General features: G+C 68.7%; 10 protein-coding genes and 2 pseudogenes. 10 read left to right on the top strand and 2 right to left on the bottom strand.

Going from position 1 to position 15,374, the window contains the following annotated elements; all coding sequences use genetic code 11:
• Positions 1–139: 139 nt before the first annotated feature.
• From ACIPSJ_RS40975 to ACIPSJ_RS40960, 4 genes and pseudogenes are all read left to right on the top strand, one after another.
• Positions 140–811 (top strand): annotated as a pseudogene (locus tag ACIPSJ_RS40975) (transposase); the annotation flags it as partial.
• A 230-nt stretch (positions 812–1,041) separates the two neighbouring features.
• Positions 1,042–2,283 (top strand): IS110 family transposase, encoded by a 1,242-nt coding sequence (locus ACIPSJ_RS40970; protein ID WP_401353566.1) that lies wholly within the window; start codon positions 1,042–1,044, stop codon positions 2,281–2,283.
• Between the two features lie 65 nt (positions 2,284–2,348).
• Positions 2,349–2,441: pseudogene (locus ACIPSJ_RS40965) on the top strand (IS5/IS1182 family transposase); the annotation flags it as partial.
• Complete coding sequence (locus tag ACIPSJ_RS40960) at positions 2,438–2,650, top strand: hypothetical protein (protein WP_401353564.1); 213 nt, start codon at positions 2,438–2,440, stop codon at positions 2,648–2,650. The pseudogene ACIPSJ_RS40965 and the gene ACIPSJ_RS40960, both read left to right, overlap by 4 nt.
• A gap of 479 nt (positions 2,651–3,129) precedes the next feature.
• Here the strand turns inward: ACIPSJ_RS40960 and ACIPSJ_RS40955 are convergent, their stop codons facing one another.
• Both ACIPSJ_RS40955 and ACIPSJ_RS40950 read right to left on the bottom strand, forming a co-directional pair.
• Positions 3,130–5,145 carry an RICIN domain-containing protein gene (locus tag ACIPSJ_RS40955; protein ID WP_401353562.1) on the bottom strand — a complete coding sequence of 672 codons (2,016 nt, stop codon included), beginning with the start codon at positions 5,143–5,145 and terminating at the stop codon, positions 3,130–3,132.
• 447 nt (positions 5,146–5,592) lie between these two features.
• On the bottom strand, positions 5,593–6,657 hold the full coding sequence (locus ACIPSJ_RS40950; protein WP_401353560.1) for a LacI family DNA-binding transcriptional regulator: 1,065 nt from the start codon (positions 6,655–6,657) through the stop codon (positions 5,593–5,595).
• 462 nt (positions 6,658–7,119) lie between these two features.
• Between ACIPSJ_RS40950 and ACIPSJ_RS40945 the strand changes: the two genes are divergently transcribed.
• The 6 genes from ACIPSJ_RS40945 to araB all read left to right on the top strand — a co-directional run bounded on the left by ACIPSJ_RS40945 (position 7,120) and on the right by araB (position 15,361).
• Positions 7,120–8,517, top strand: a complete 1,398-nt coding sequence (locus ACIPSJ_RS40945) for an ABC transporter substrate-binding protein (RefSeq protein WP_401353558.1) — start codon at positions 7,120–7,122, stop codon at positions 8,515–8,517.
• A gap of 5 nt (positions 8,518–8,522) precedes the next feature.
• Complete coding sequence (locus ACIPSJ_RS40940; protein WP_401353556.1) at positions 8,523–9,476, top strand: carbohydrate ABC transporter permease; 954 nt, start codon at positions 8,523–8,525, stop codon at positions 9,474–9,476.
• A 4-nt stretch (positions 9,477–9,480) separates the two neighbouring features.
• Positions 9,481–10,425, top strand: coding sequence for a carbohydrate ABC transporter permease (locus ACIPSJ_RS40935; protein ID WP_401353554.1), 945 nt, complete (start codon positions 9,481–9,483; stop codon positions 10,423–10,425).
• A 57-nt stretch (positions 10,426–10,482) separates the two neighbouring features.
• Entirely contained in the window at positions 10,483–11,988 is a 1,506-nt protein-coding gene (locus ACIPSJ_RS40930; RefSeq protein ID WP_401353552.1) for an alpha-N-arabinofuranosidase, read from the top strand.
• A 55-nt stretch (positions 11,989–12,043) separates the two neighbouring features.
• Positions 12,044–13,585, top strand: coding sequence for an alpha-N-arabinofuranosidase (locus ACIPSJ_RS40925; protein ID WP_401353550.1), 1,542 nt, complete (start codon positions 12,044–12,046; stop codon positions 13,583–13,585).
• Between the two features lie 90 nt (positions 13,586–13,675).
• Positions 13,676–15,361, top strand: a complete 1,686-nt coding sequence (gene araB / locus ACIPSJ_RS40920) for a ribulokinase (protein WP_401353548.1) — start codon at positions 13,676–13,678, stop codon at positions 15,359–15,361.
• Positions 15,362–15,374 lie beyond the last annotated feature (13 nt).

Raw genomic sequence — 15,374 nt, 5'->3', positions numbered from 1 at the left:
GTATTTTTTGGGGTCTCCTCGTCATAGGCGAACGGAAGCGTTTGGATCACTACGGCTACCCGTGGAGGAAGGGGAGCGACGACTGAAGTATTGCCTCGGCGCCCCTGGCCAGGGGTGAGATGATCTTGATGTAGCTGGTGTGATCACGGCGTCGAAGCCGTCCTGGATAGCCCCGTTCAGCGGGCTGAGCCCGCGCTGTTTCGGCAAGCCGGTGGCCGTAGTGCGTCGTGAGATCGCGAAGGATTCGCGGCGCGGGCGGCCGTGGGGCCTGCCGTTGGAGGACAGGGTTCTTCTGGTCACGGCTTACTGGCGCACGAACCTGACCATGCGCCAACTGGCCCCGCTGTTCGGGGTGTCCAAGTCGGCGGCGGACCGGATCATAGATCGCGTTGGGCCCTTGCTTGCCCTCCAGCTCCGCAAGCGGTTCGCGAAGGGCACCGTGCTCATCGTGGACGGCACCCTGGTGCCCACCCGCGACCACACCGTCGCCGAGCAGTCCAAGAACTACCGGTACTCCACCAACCATCAGGTCGTCATCGACGCCGACACCCGCCTCGTCGTGGTGGTCGGCCAGCCCCTGCCCGGAAACCGCAACGCCTGCAAGGCGTGGGAGGAGTCCGGAGCGAAGGCCGCCGTCGGCCGCGCCACCGTGATCGCCGACGGCGGCTATCCGGGCACCGGGCTCGTGATGCCCCACCGCCGCCGCAGGGGCGGGGAGTTGCCCGACTGGAAGCAGGCCCACAACAAGTCCCACAAGCAGGTCCGCGCTCGCGTCGAACACGTCTTCGCCCGCATGAAGACCTGGAAGCTGTCCGGGCCGCTTTGCGGCGTCCTTGACTGGGGAAAATTCTGACGGCGGCCTCGGCTTGGGTGACGTCGAAGGATCTTGGTGCGGTTGAGTCCGTGTGGAAGCTTGGCGCGAGGGCTGGGGCAGGCGCCCTGGACTGTTGCCTCTGAGCACGCGAGTCAGATTCTTAAGTTGGCTGTGCCCTCACCAGGCCGGGGTCGTTTGGCGATGACGGTCTCCGAGGGGGTGGCTTTATGGATGTGCTGGTCGAGAGAGTCGCTGGACTTGACGTGTCCAAGGGCGATGTGAAGGCCTGCGTCCGGGGGCCGATCTCTCAGGGTTCACGACGCTATCGGGATGAGGTCCGCACTTTCACCACGATGACCAGGTCACTGCTGTTGCTGTCGGACTGGCTGGCCGAGCAGGACGTCCAGCTGGTGGTCATGGAGGCAACAGCGGACTACTGGAAACCCGTGTTCTACCTGCTTGAGGAACGGTTCGAGGTCTGGCTGGTCAACGCCCGGGACATCAAGCGGGTGCCAGGCCGCAAGACCGACGTCTCCGACGCCCGTTGGATCGCCCAGGTGGCCCAGCACGGGCTGGTCTCTCCGTCCTTCGTGCCACCACCGCTCATTCGTCGTCTTCGTGACCTCACCCGGCAACGCACCAGCCTGGTCCGAGAGCGTTCCCGCGCGCTGAACCGGCTGGAGAAGGTACTCGAGGACGCGGGCATCAAGACCTCGCTCGTGCTGACCAAGACGCTGAGTATGTCCTCCCGCGCCATGTTCGAAGCACTCATCGCCGGTGAGCGTGACCCGGTGGTGCTGGCCGATCTGGCCGTCGGGAAGGCCCGCTCGAAGATGACGGACCTCCGCGAGGCCCTGACCGGCCGCTTCGAAGACCACCACGCCTTCTTGACGTCTCAGGCCCTGGCCCACATCGACGCCATCGATACGCAGATCGCCGCGTTCGATCAGCGGATCGATGCCGAGACCGCGCCCTTGCGCCGACAGCGCGATCTCCTGGTCACCATCCCCGGTATCTCCACCCGCCTCTCACAGGTACTGATCGCTGAGACGGGCGCCGACATGACACGCTTCTCCACCGCAGCCGCTCTGGCGAGCTGGAGTGGCGTGGCTCCCGGAAACAACCAGTCAGCGGGGCGAAGTTACTCAGGCACCACGACGCACGGCAACGTCTGGCTGAAGGGCGCCCTCGGCGACGCGGCTGCCGCCGCGGCCCACACCAAGGGCACCTACCTCAACGCCCACTATCGCCGGCTGATCAGACGCATGGGCAAGAAGCGCGCACTCGTCGCGGTCATGCACAAGATCGTTATCGCCGCATGGCACATGCTCACTAACGACACCGACTACCAGGACCTTGGACCCAGCCACTGGCAACAGCATCCGCACCAGGTCAAGCGCCGGCAGCAACGGCTCATCGCCGAGCTAAGCGCCCTCGGGGTCGATACATCCGGCCTCGCAACCGCTTGACCTCCCACACCCCCAGCCCTACAGCCGGGGCAATCAACCATGCCCTCGTACGGCCATTTTCGAGTCAGATCCTCCGCGACTGCCGCCTCAAAGGCGACGGCGTGCACCACGCCATGCTCGGCATCGCAAGACTGCACAACCTCGCCCTCGCCGGGTGAGCCGCGCCCGCCCACGGAAACGGCCCTCGTGTCCCACACTCCGAAGATCATTTGCGGGACAGCCCTTAGCCGACCTCGCACATGCCGGATGGCAGACCTCCGACTGGGCGCGCGTCATGCTGCATCGGCGTCGCAAAACTGTCGTGGCATGCGATACCTGCCACGACCGAATCTACTCAGAACGGCCTGCCAAACCATTCACGCCGTAATCATTGGAGAGCCGGATGACAGGGAAACCGTCATGTCCGGTTCGGCGGGAGGCCGCGCGGAAAAGGACTCGCCTCGGTGAGAACCTCGCTGCGCGGCCCGCCCATCCGCCTGGCTGCACGGCTTCCGACGGGCGGCTCGCACCGCGCCGCTTCCCACCTCGTCAACGATCACCTCGCTACGCTACGTGATCGGCTGACGGACCCCCCATACCCTTCTGGCTGGCACAGGACCCGGCGAACGTATGTGGTCACGGCACTAGCCGCGGTCTCCCACCGCAACCACCTTCACTCATCAGCGTTCTGAAAGTGCACCGGCGCGCTCACCCCGGCCGCGCACAGTGCTCGGGCGGACTCGGCGGCCAGTCCCGCCGCCCAGCCGCCGGGGGCGGCGTTGGCTACGGTGGCGTTCTCCCGTTCCCCGGCCGATGACGGCGAGTGTCGTACGGCCCGCCGCCATCGGCTGATACTGCCGTCGGGTCCTACTGGGCGCCCTCCTTCACCAACCGCCACTGCTGGCAGTTGTAGCCGGTGTTCGACCACTGGTCGGCGATCGCGCCGTCCGCCGTGGAGTTCTGGTAAATCTCCAGGAGCCGGCCGCTGTTGACGTTGGTCCAGTAGCCGTAGCCGGAGTCGGTCGGGTTCATGGTCCATCGCTGCGAGGCGGACCCGTTGGACGAGTTCTGCACGACCGCGGCACCGTTCGCCGTGGACGCCCCGCTCACGGTCAGCAGCTTGGCGCTGTTGAGGTTGGTGAGTGTGTAGCCGCCCGAGGCGGACGCAGCGATCCGCCAGACCTGGGTCGGGTCGCCGGTGTCGCCCCACTGCCCCGTCGGGGCGCCTTCGGTCGTCAGAGCCGACGTGGTCTCCAGGTACTTACCGCTGGTGCGGTTGACCAGCTTGAACTCCCCGTCCGCGGCCACGCCCGACTGGTAGACGTCGATGGCGTCGAGTTCCGCGTACGTGCCGTTGTAGCCGAAGGTGATCGTGTTATTCCCCGCGTTGAGGTTCGCGGTGAACTGTGCCCAGCCGTAGCGGTTCCAGTCGACGGTGGCCGGATAGCTGAGGGTGGTGGCGGTACCCCCGTTCACGCTCACAGTGTGGGTGCTGGTGGCGCCGGTCCCGTTGTCGTAACGGACGTTGACCGTGTAGGTCCCGGCTGTGGGGACGTTTACATGGGTGAAGGAGACCTTGCTGTCGGAGTAGTTGATGTTGCCCACCTTGCTGCCCGAGTCCGCGTCGATCTGGGAGACCAGCGTGGTGTGCGTGAGCGTGGCCCGCTCGGCCTCGTAGTGGTGCGCGTTGAGCGGGATCGATCCGACCCGGATGTCGTTGTAGGTGGTGGTCCGGTTCTCCACGTCGGTGGCCTGGAACAGTGTGTTCCCGTCCACGCTGGTGTCGAAGGCCTGGGCGAAGCCGGCGAAGTAGCCGCCCTGGGTATCGCTCGCGTCGTAGGTCACCGCGTAGGGCAGCCGTTCCCATGGCCCCTGGCCGAGGTTGTAGTTGACCATGAAGTTCTGACCGCCGCTGATGTTTCCGGAGGAGTCCAGTCCCCATTTCGAGGAGACGATGACCATGCCGTTCGGACCGCCCGCCGGGACCCACTTCACGAAGGGCGAGGATCCGATGCCCCGGCCGTTGGCGAGCTTGATCGGCGTGCCGAGGTCGTTGGCGGTCCAGGTGATGCCGTCGTCGGAGAACTTGTAGTAGACGACCGCTGTGTTGAGTGACTGCGAGGGACGGTTGACGACCTCGTAGACCGCCATGTACTTCCCGTTCGGCAGCGCGGTCACCGTGATCATGCCGGGTCTGTCGCTGCTGTTCGGGATCGCGGCGACGTTGCCCTCCGCGCCCCAGGTGGCTCCGCCGTCCGTCGACACGTGATAGGAGACCGCCTGCAGAACGCCGTTGGCCTTCTGCCGCTCGTCCGAGAAGTAGCAGACCAGGTCCCCGGCCGCGTCCAGGCCGAGCGACGGCTCCCACACCGTGGTCGTGGTGGAGGTCGGGCTCGGGTCGTAGACGGCCGGTCCGCCGCTGTCCACGGTGCTCAGGTAGGACCAGGTCACGCCGTGATCGGTGCTCTTGTAGACCACCAGCCGGCTGCTGGACTTGTCCGACGGCATGATGTTACCCGCCAGCAGAATCGTTCCAGCAGCGAGGCCGCCGGTGGCCTGGGGTACCTCGTACAGGAACGGCTGCGAGGTCTTGATCAGCGTGGAGAACGTGTTCCCGGGCACCACGTCGCTCAGGTGCGTCCAGGTCGCCCCGTTGTCGTCACTGGAGTAGATCGGGTACACCTGCTTGCCGTTGACCCAGACCAGCTGGTCGTAGGTCACCAGGATGCGGCCGTTGCTGGAGCCGCCGTGCTTCAACACGATGATCTTCGCATAGGTGGTGCCGGCGGGGTCGAAGGAACTCCCGGCGGCGGGTGAGTACACCAGGGAACCGTTTCCGGTGGTCACGGCCCACGAGGCGCCGGGCACCGCGACCAGAGCCACGCAGGACACGAGAAGGAGGAGCCACCGCAGGGCGGCGCGCCCCCGGGGCAGAGAGGAACGTTCAGACAGGCGCATACGAGTCCTCATCAGAGGGTGGGGTGGGTGGGCGCGGCCTCGCGGAGCGCTCCGCGGGCGCGGACGACGGCCGACAGCGCGCGGCGCCGGACCGGAAGCGGCGCGGGGGCGAGGATCACCCGACCACCACGCTTGGTTCCATCGTTGTACTCAGGTGTCCCGTGAGCGTCAATAGATCTGCGCGACCCGGTCCGATCAGTCGCCCATGACGACAACACGGCCACCCCCGGCAACCGGCCGCAGCCCAACGGCACCGGTCCACCGCCCGTCCACCACGCCGTCAACCCACCGCAGAACTCGGCCAGGCAAGCGGCACTCCAGCCCGACCCGCCCCGAACCTCTGGGCGGAACGGGCGACACGCGCGGTCTGACTCAGCCCGCAGGCGGCGTGGCCCGGGTGGTGCTGGTGCTCTCCCTGACAACAAGCTCCCAGCCACAGCGGATGTCGCGCGGCGGGGCGGTGCTGTCGGAGGTCATGCGTTCGACCAGGGCGGACACCGCCTGCCGCGCCATGCCGGCGTAGTCCGGTCGGACGGTGGTCAGGGTCGGGATGGTGAAACGCCCTTCGTCGATGCCGTCGAAACCGGCCAGGGCGAAGTCGTCCGGTGCGTGCAGGCCGCGGTCGTGGGCGGCGCGCAGGGCGCCGATGGCCAGGACGTCGGCGAAGCAGTACAGCGCCTCGGGCCGCTCGCCCCGCGTGAAGATCTCGGCGGCGGCGCGGGCTCCGGCTTCTTTGCTGTAGTGAGCGCCGGGGACAGCCGGGGCCAAGGCCTCGTCGAAGGCCAGTCCCCGCTCGGACAGCGCTTCCCGGTACCCCTTCAGGCGCTGCACCGCGGTGGCCGTGGCATGGGGGGCGTGGTCCTGGCGACCGATCACCGCGATCCGACGGAAGCCCTGGTCCAGGAGGTGGCCGGTGAGCGCTCGGGAGGCGGCGGCGTTGTCGATCGCGACATGATCGACCGCGACGTGTCCGAAGACGGCGTCGGGCTCGCGCTCGCCCAGCAGCACGATCGGCATGGACCTGGTGCGCTGGCCGAGTGCCTCCCCAGGAAGGGCCAGCGGCGACATGATGACCCCTTCGATGAGCGGATCACGCAGATGCTCGGCGGCGCCGAGTTCCGCTCCCGCCTCGCCTCCGGTGTCCTCGATCAGCAGGGTGTAGCCGGCCTGCCGGGCCGCGCCGATCATCGCGGTGGCAACCTCTGCGAAATAGGGGTTGCCCAGGTCCGGCACGGCCAGCGCGATCACCTGGGAGTGTCCGGTGCGCAACCTGCGGGCCGACAGGTTGGGGCGGTAACCGATCTCCTCGATCGCCTGGTGCACCCGCGCGGCGGTCCGGGCGGACACCCTGTTCTCGACGCCGCGGAGCACGTTGGACACCGTCTTGATCGACACCCCTGCCCGCGCCGCGACATCGTGCAAGGTGGGCTGGGCCATCTGATCCTCCGGACTCGTTCTCGGTCGTGGTCGCCGTGGTGGCGCAGTCGCCCGTGACTCGGCACGGCCCCGGCGGCCGCTGTCCGTCCAGGCCCGCCGCCTCAAGGTACCGCCCCCCGGGTCACCCCGAGCCCGGATGTTTCGGCAGGAGGTCGTTCAGGTGTCGATAGCCCATTGACGTGGCCGCCAGAGCAAGAGTACAACGTTGGAACCTGATAAGCCGACCGACGCTCCCCACCGGGCCCGGGCGGCAGAATCCGCAGGCACGGGCCGTACTCCGGCACTGGCCGGGGCCGCTTCTTCGTCCCTGAAGCTTCGCCAGTACCCGTGCCGTGCGCACTCGTTGCCGCACACCCTGCGGCAACGAACTGCGCGCGGGCCACTCCCCCACTGAACACACGTCACACGCACCCGTACGCCCGCCTGCCCAGCTGAGGTCAGCGGCGGCCAAAGGAGACCCGCATGTCATCCAACAGTTCCAGCCGCAGAGCTGCGGCACCTGCCGCCGGTACATCCCGCCGTTCCCTGCTGCGGCTGCTCGGCGCGGCCGGGATCGGAGCCGCCGCCACCGGCGCCCTCAGCGGCTGCGCTCCCGGCACCTCGGCGGCCCCGAAGTCCCTCGGCTCGACCGCACCCGCGAACGCGAAGGGCACCGCCACCCTCTGGTTCCGCGACGACGATCTCCTGAAGGTGTTCCGCGGTGTAGTGCCCTCGTTCAACAAGAAGTACCCGCACGTGACCGTGAAGCTCGTCGGCGTCGACATCGACACCAAGCTGCCCCCGGCGCTGATCTCCGGTGCCGGCGTACCGGACGGCTCGTTCTTCGGTGACGGCAGCGTGCTGGGCCAGGCCGAGCACCTGACCGACCTCACCTCGCAGCTGGCGAAGTACCGCGCCGACACCGTGCAGTACAAGCTGGACAGCAACACCAGCGACGGCCGCCTGGTCGGCATCCCCTGGGACACCGACCCGGGCCTGCTCTACTACCGCGAGGACATCCTGGCCGGCGCCAAGGTCGACCCCGCCCAGCTCACCTCGTACGACGCCCTGCTGGACGCCGCCCGGGAGATCAAGGGCCGCGACCCCAAGGCCCGTCCGATCCCGCTGGAGCAGGATCCGAACCTGGCCACGCAGTGGCTGATGATGCTGGTCAACCAGCAGCAGGGCACCGGCCTGGTCGATGCCGAGGGCAAGCTCACGCTCGACACCGATGCCTTCCGGACCGCGCTGACCTGGATCAAGAAGGTCGTGGACGAGGGCCTGGGCGCCCGCAGCAAGTTCGCGGGCACCACCCAGATCGCGCAGGCCGACGGCGGCACGGTCTCCCTGGTCCCGTGGGCGATCTGGTACAACTTCCTGGTCCAGGGCACTTTCAAGAAGAGCACCGGCAAATGGCGGGTGACGCAGCTGCCCGCGTGGACGCCGGGCGGGGCGCGCTCGGGTGTCATGGGCGGCAGCTCCTTCGTCATCCCCGCCAAGGCGGCCAACCCGGATCTGGCCTGGCTCTTCTACGAGCACGCGGTCTACAGCCCGGAGGGCTACCGGGCCGTGTTCGGCAGTAACAGCGTCTACCCCAACGGCCTGAACACCGCGCTGCCGTCGGTGAAGTCCGCGCTCGACTCCGCCACCGCGCTCTTCAAGCCGCTACCCGGCCTCGGCAACGAGTCCCTGTGGGAGGTCGGCACCAAGGCCTCCCTCGCCATCCCGGCGGGATACCGCATCCCGGCCTGGTTCAACCAGGCCGCCACCACGTACCTCGGCGCGAACCTGCAGAAGCTGATGGACGGGAAGATGAGCGTCGACGAGGTCGTCAAGAAGTCCGCGTCCGACATCCAGACCAACCTCATCGACCGGGCCTGACCGCCATGGCGAACCTGACGTGGAACACGCGGGTGCCGGAGGCCGGTGCCCGCCTCCCGGCACCGCGTGGCCGACGCACTGGCGTCCGCTCGGTCCGAGCCCGCCGGGAAGGCTGGTGGGGACTCGGACTGATCGCGCCGTTCCTGCTGCTCTTCGCCGCCTTCACGGCATACCCCCTCGTCTACGCCCTGGAGCTCAGCTTCAGCAACTGGCACGGCGCGGGCGCGCTGCGCTGGGTGGGCTGGTCGAACTACAGCTACCTGCTGGGGGACCCCGGCTTCTGGTCCTCGCTCGGCAACACCGGGCTGATGTGGCTCCTGATCGTGCCCGCCCAGACCCTCGGCGGGGTCGCGGTCGCCAGCCTCCTGACCCGCTCGCGGCTCAGGTTCAAGAAGGCCCTGCGCACCGTCGTCGTCCTGCCCTACGTGACACCGCTCGCCGCGATGGCCCAGGCCTTCCTCCTCATCTTCGACGACCAGTTCGGCCTGCTGAACCGGATACTCGGCGCGCTCGGCGGCCCCCAGATCGGCTGGCTGACCACGACCGCCTGGGCGAAGCCGGCCATCGCCCTCTTCATCCTGTGGAAGACCAGCGGCTACGCGCTGATCATCATGCTGGCCGCGGTGCAGGGCATCCCGCCGGAGGTGTACGAGGCGTCGGCCCTCGACGGGGCCGGCCCGCTGCGCACCTTCTTCTCCGTCACGCTCCCGCTCGTGCGCCGCGCCGTCGGCTTCTTCCTCGTGATCTCCACCCTCGGTGTCTCCCAGATGTTCCTGGAGCCGTTCATGATGACCAAGGGCGGTCCGTACAACTCCTCGACCACCTCGGGCCTGTACCTCTACCAGCACATCTCGGCCTCCGACCTCGGCACGGGCGCGGCGAACTCCTTCCTCCTGGTGGTCCTCGTCCTCCTGCTGTCACTGGTCGCGGTCCGTGTCCTGCGCTCCCGGGAGGACTGAGCCGATGACCTCCATCCTGACCCGCCGCACGCCCGCCGTCGCCACTCCCGCGCCGGCCACCACTCCCGCGCACGCCACCGCCCCCGTGCCGGCCACCGGATCCGGCCCGCGCCTCGTCCGCACCGTGCTCGGCTATGCCTGCATGCTGCTCACCGCGGTCGCCTTCCTGCTCCCGATCGTCTGGATGGTCGCCTCCTCATTCAAGACGGGCACGAGCATCCTGAACGACCCCCTCGGCTTCGACCCCGCCACGGCAACCTGGCGCAACTGGACCGGGATGTTCGGCAACACGCCGATCCTGCGCGCCCTGCTCAACACCGGCATCGTGGTCGCCGGCAAGGGCGGGCTGCTGCTCGTCTTCAGCCCACTGGCCGGCTACGGATTCGCGAAGTTCGACTTCCCCTTCAAGAGCGCCCTGTTCGGGCTGGTGCTGCTCACCCTGATGCTGCCGACGCTGGTGCTCATCATCCCGCTGCTGCTGGAGATGAGCCAGCTGAACTGGATCAACTCCTTCCAGGCTCTGATCCTGCCCGGCTCGGTCGACGCCTTCAGCGTGTTCTGGATGCGGCAGGCCATCAGCGAGATCCCCGACGAACTGCTGGACGCCGCGCGGATCGACGGCTGCGGACCACTGCGCGCCTTCTGGTCGGTGGTGGTCCCCGTACTGCGCCCCGCCCTCGCCGGCCTCGCCGTACTGTCCCTGTTCACCATCTACAACGACCTGGTCTGGCCGATCGTCGCCATCAACGACCAGCGGCACGAGACGCTCGCCGTCCTCCTCGCGGGCCTGTCCTCGAACGTCAGCGGCGCGCAGGCCGGCGTCAGCAGCGCCGACATGTGGGGCCAGCTGATGGCCGCCTGCACCTTCGCGACCATCCCGACCGTGCTGCTCTTCATGGTCCTGCAGCGCCACTTCATCCGCGGCCTGCTCGCCGGCAGCAGTCGCTGACCACCCGCGCCCGTCCGCCTGCCCGCCCCCCCCATCGCCGAAGGAATGGCTCCGAACGTGACCACACGGCAGCACGCTCACCTCACCGTCCATCCCCTGTTCGACGTCGGCGAGATCGATCCGCGCGTCTTCGGCAGCTTCGTGGAACACATGGGCCGCTGCGTCTACTCGGGGGTCTACGAACCCGGCCACCCCACCTCCGACGAAGCCGGCTTCCGCGGCGACGTCGCCGCCCTGGTCCGCGAACTCGGCGTCAGCATCGTCCGCTACCCGGGGGGCAACTTCGTCTCCGGCTACGACTGGCGCGACGGCATCGGTCCGGTCGCCGACCGCCCGACCCGCCTCGACCTCGCCTGGCGCTCCCTGGAGCCGAACCTGGTCGGCATCGACGAGTTCCTGCCCTGGACGCGCAGAAACGGCATCGAGCCCATGATGGCCGTCAACCTCGGCACCGCCGGGCCGAAGGAAGCCGCCGCACTGGTCGAGTACTGCAATCTCCCCGACGGCACCACCCTCGCGCGCGAGCGCGCCGCCAACGGGAACCCCGCCCCCCACGCGGTACGGACCTGGTGTCTGGGCAACGAGATGGACGGCCCCTGGCAGATCGGCCATACCACGGCCGCCGAGTACGGCCGCCGCGCCGCCGAGGCCGGCAAGGCCATGCGCCTGGTCGACCCCGGCATCGAACTGGTCGCCTGCGGCTCCTCGTTCCGTCACATGCCGACCTTCGGCGCCTGGGAGGCGACGGTGGCCGAGCTCACGCTGGACGTCGCCGACTACATGTCCATGCATGCCTACTACGACGGCACCGCCGACCGCCGGGACTACCTCGCCTCCGGACGACGCCTGGAACGCTTCATCACGGACGTCACCAACACCTGCGACGCCGTCAGCGCCAGACTGGGCTCCGAACGCCGCATGATGATCTCGCTCGACGAGTGGAACGTGTGGTCGTCGGCAGCCACCGCCTCGCCCGTCGGCGAGGGCCAGAACCACGAGATCAGCCACGCGCCCCGGATCACCGAAGACCCCTACCGGGCCCTGGACGCCGTCGTCCTCGGTGACTTGATCATCGGGATCCTCAACCACGCCGATCGAGTCAAGATCGGCTGCCTCTCTCTTCTCGTCAATGTCAGCGCGCCGATCGTCACGGAGCCGGGTGGCGGTGCGAGCAAGCAGGCGATCTTCCATCCGTTCGCCGCCGCCGCACAGGCCGCCCGCGGACAGGCCCTGCGCACCAGGCTCTCCGCGCCTCTGTTCGAGACTCCCTCCTACGGCGCCGTCCCCCAGGTGGCGACCGCTGTCACCCACGACCAGGAAGGCGGTCGGGCGGCGGTCTTCGCCACCAACCGGGGCAGCGAACCCGTCGAACTCACCATCGCCCACGCCGCTTTCGCCGCCTTCGACGTCAAAGCCGCGCACACCCTCACCGCGGCCGACCCCCGCGACCCCCGCGACCTCGCGCTGGAACCCCTTCAGCAGATCCACTCCGGCGAACGGGTCTCGACCCTGCTCCTGCCGCCCGAGTCCTGGACTTTCGCCGAAGTCGTCGCCCGAGTCTGATCCCGTCCGCCACGCCCGTCCCTCCCCCCGTCACGCCTGTGTACGAAAGGCCGTCATGCCCCACCCGCCCGTCGCTCCCGCCCGTTTCACCCTCGACCCCGCGTTCACGGTCGGCACGGTGGACCCGCGCCTGTTCGGCTCCTTCGTGGAGCACCTGGGACGCTGCGTCTACACCGGCATCTACGAACCGGGCCATCCCACCGCCGACGAGGCAGGACTGCGCACCGACGTCCTTGACCTGGTCCGGGAGCTGGGAGTGACCACGATCCGCTACCCGGGCGGGAACTTCGTCTCGGGCTACAGGTGGGAGGACAGCGTCGGTCCGGTGGAGCTGCGGCCTCGCCGGCTCGATCTGGCCTGGCGCGCGACCGAGACCAACGCCTTCGGCCTGTCGGAGTTCATGGGCTTCCTGCGCAAGCTCGGTCACGACGGGGAACCGATGATGGCGGTCAACCTCGGCACCCGCGGGGTGGCGGAAGCCGTCGAACTGCTGGAGTACGCCAACCATCCCGCCGGCACCGCGCTGTCCGACCTGCGCGCGGCGCACGGCGACAAGGACCCGTTCAGGATCAGGCTCTGGTGCCTGGGCAACGAGATGGACGGCCCCTGGCAGATCGGCCACAAGAGCGCCGAGGACTACGGCAAACTGGCCGCCGCCACCGCCCGCGCGATGCGCATGATCGACAAGGATGTGCAGCTGGTCGCCTGCGGCAGCTCCAGCCAGAGCATGCCGACCTTCGGCGCGTGGGAGTCGACCGTGCTGGAGCACACCTACGACCTCGTCGACTACATCTCCATGCACGCCTACTACGAGGAGACCGGTGGCGATCGCGACTCCTTCCTCGCCTCGGCCGTGGACATGGAGGCGTTCATCGAGAACGTGGTGGCCACCTGCGACCACGTGGGCGCTCGGCTGAAGTCCAAGAAGAAGATCAACATCTCCTTCGACGAGTGGAACGTCTGGTACCTGTCCCGCTTCCAGCAGGACTTCGACGAGAACCCGCCCGACTGGCCCGAGGCGCCGCGGCAGCTGGAGGACAGCTACTCGGTCACCGACGCGGTGGTCTTCGGCTCGATGCTGATCGCCCTGCTGCGTCACGCCGACCGTGTCTCGGTCGCCTGCCTGGCCCAGCTGGTCAACGTCATCGCCCCGATCATGACCGAGCCGGGCGGCCCCGCCTGGCGGCAGACCACCTTCTTCCCGTTCGCGCAGGCGTCACGGTACGGCCGCGGCCGAGTGCTGCGGGTCGATCCGCGAAGCCCCGTACAGACAACCGCCAAGTACGGAGAGGTACCGCTGCTGCACGCGACGGCGGTACTGGACGAGACCAGCGGAGCGGTGACCGTGTTCGCCGTCAATCGCAGCCAGAGCCGGTCGCTGCCGCTGGAGGTCGCATTGCGCGGCACCGGCGTTACCCGGGTCACCGAGCACAGCGTGCTGACGGACGCGGACCCGGACGCCCGCAACACCCTGACCGAACCCGACCGGGTCGTCCCGCATCCGGCCACGGGTACCGCCATCTACGGCGAGGTGCTCCGCTGTGAGCTCGCACCACTCTCCTGGAACATGATCCGGCTGCTGCCGGACCGTGACTGAGGACCGTGGCGTCGCGGACCCGGTAGCGCCGGGCAACGTGGCCTCTCCGCGCATGTGAACGCTCTGAATGCCGAACAGAAAGGCGATCCGGTGGTGAACGCCAAGACCAGCGAACACACCCATACCGACACCCACGTCGTCGGAGTCGACTACGGGACGCTGTCCGGGCGGGCCGTGGTGGTCCGGGTCGCCGACGGCGCCGAGCTGGCCTCCGCCGAGCACCCGTACACCCACGCCGTCCTCGACCGGCGGCTTCCCGACGGGACCCCGCTGCCGCCCGACTGGGCGCTCCAGGTGCCCGCCGACTACATCGACGTACTGCGCATCGCCGTACCCGAGGCGCTGGCCCGCTCCGGTGTGCGACCGGAGCAGGTCGTCGGTATCGGCACCGACTTCACCGCCTGCACGGTCCTGCCGGTCCTCGCCGACGGCACCCCCCTGTGCGAACTGCCCGGGCTCGCCGGCCGCCCGCACGCCTACGTCAAACTCTGGCGCCACCACGCCGCCCAGCCCCAGGCCGACCGCATCACCGCACTGGCCGAGGAACGGAAGGAGCCCTGGCTCGCGCGGTACGGCGGGAAGATCTCCTCGGAGTGGGAGTTCGCCAAGGCTCTCCAACTGCTGGAAGAGGACCCCGAACTCTATGAGTTGACCGACCGCTGGATCGAGGCCGCGGACTGGATCGTCTGGCGTCTGTCCGACACGTACGTCCGCAACGCCTGCACCGCCGGTTACAAGGGTCAGCTCCAGGACGGCCGCTACCCCTCCGTCGACTACCTGGCGGCGCTCAATCCCGCCTTCGCCGGCTTCGTGATCGACAAACTGGACCATCCGGTCGGTCGACTCGGCGACCGGGCCGGTGCGTTGACGGCGGAGGCGGCGGCGTGGACGGGCCTGCCCGAAGGCATTGCCGTGTGCGTCGGGAATGTCGACGCCCATGTGACGGCGCCCGCGGCCACCGCGGTGGAGCCGGGCCGGATGGTCGCCATCATGGGCACCTCCACCTGCCATGTGATGAGCAGCGACCAGTGGGCCGAAGTGCCGGGCATGTGCGGGGTCGTCGACGGCGGCATCCTGCCGGGGTTGTGGGGCTACGAGGCGGGACAGAGCGGCGTCGGCGACATCTTCGGCTGGTTCGCGCGCACCGGGTTCCCGGCGTCGTACGCCGAGGAGGCCGCCACGCTCGGCCGCGACCCGCACGAGCACCTCACGGCCCTGGCCGCCGAACAGCGGGTGGGCGAGCACGGGTTGATCGCCCTGGACTGGCAGAGCGGCAACCGTTCCGTGCTCGTCGACCACGACCTCAGCGGTGTCCTGGTCGGACTGACCCTCTCCACCCGTCCCGAGGACGTCTACCGCGCCCTGTTGGAGGCCACCGCCTTCGGCACCCGCACCATCATCGAGGCGTTCGAGGCATCCGGGGTGCCGGTGCGCGAGCTGATCATCGCGGGCGGGCTGACGAAGAACGCCCTGCTGATGCAGATCTACGCCGACGTCACCCGCCTGCCCCTCGGTGTCATCGACTCGGCGCAGGGCCCCGCCCTCGGCGCGGCGATGCACGCGGCGGTCGCGGCCGGCGCGCACCCGGACATCCGGGCCGCGGCCCGCTCCATGGGCAAGGCCCGGCCGGCCGTCTACCAGCCCGACCCCGACCGGGTCGCCGCCTACGACCGCCTCTACGCCGAGTACCGCCTGCTGCACGACTACTTCGGGCGCGGCACCAACGAGGTCATGCACCGCCTGCGCGGCATCCGCGCCCAAGCTTCGTCCGTCTGAGCGCCGCCTCCAA

The organism is Streptomyces sp. NPDC090088 (assembly GCF_044747345.1).
GTDB lineage: Bacteria > Actinomycetota > Actinomycetes > Streptomycetales > Streptomycetaceae > Streptomyces.
This window is presented reverse-complemented; position numbering and strand designations above follow the sequence as displayed.

Coding starts and splice junctions, on each gene's coding strand:
- ACIPSJ_RS40970 (WP_401353566.1), top strand. CDS start 1,042: ATGGATGTGCTGGTCGAGAGAGTCGCTGGACTTGACGTGTCCAAGGGC.
- ACIPSJ_RS40950 (WP_401353560.1), bottom strand. CDS start 6,657: ATGGCCCAGCCCACCTTGCACGATGTCGCGGCGCGGGCAGGGGTGTCG.
- ACIPSJ_RS40945 (WP_401353558.1), top strand. CDS start 7,120: ATGTCATCCAACAGTTCCAGCCGCAGAGCTGCGGCACCTGCCGCCGGT.
- ACIPSJ_RS40940 (WP_401353556.1), top strand. CDS start 8,523: ATGGCGAACCTGACGTGGAACACGCGGGTGCCGGAGGCCGGTGCCCGC.
- ACIPSJ_RS40935 (WP_401353554.1), top strand. CDS start 9,481: ATGACCTCCATCCTGACCCGCCGCACGCCCGCCGTCGCCACTCCCGCG.
- ACIPSJ_RS40925 (WP_401353550.1), top strand. CDS start 12,044: ATGCCCCACCCGCCCGTCGCTCCCGCCCGTTTCACCCTCGACCCCGCG.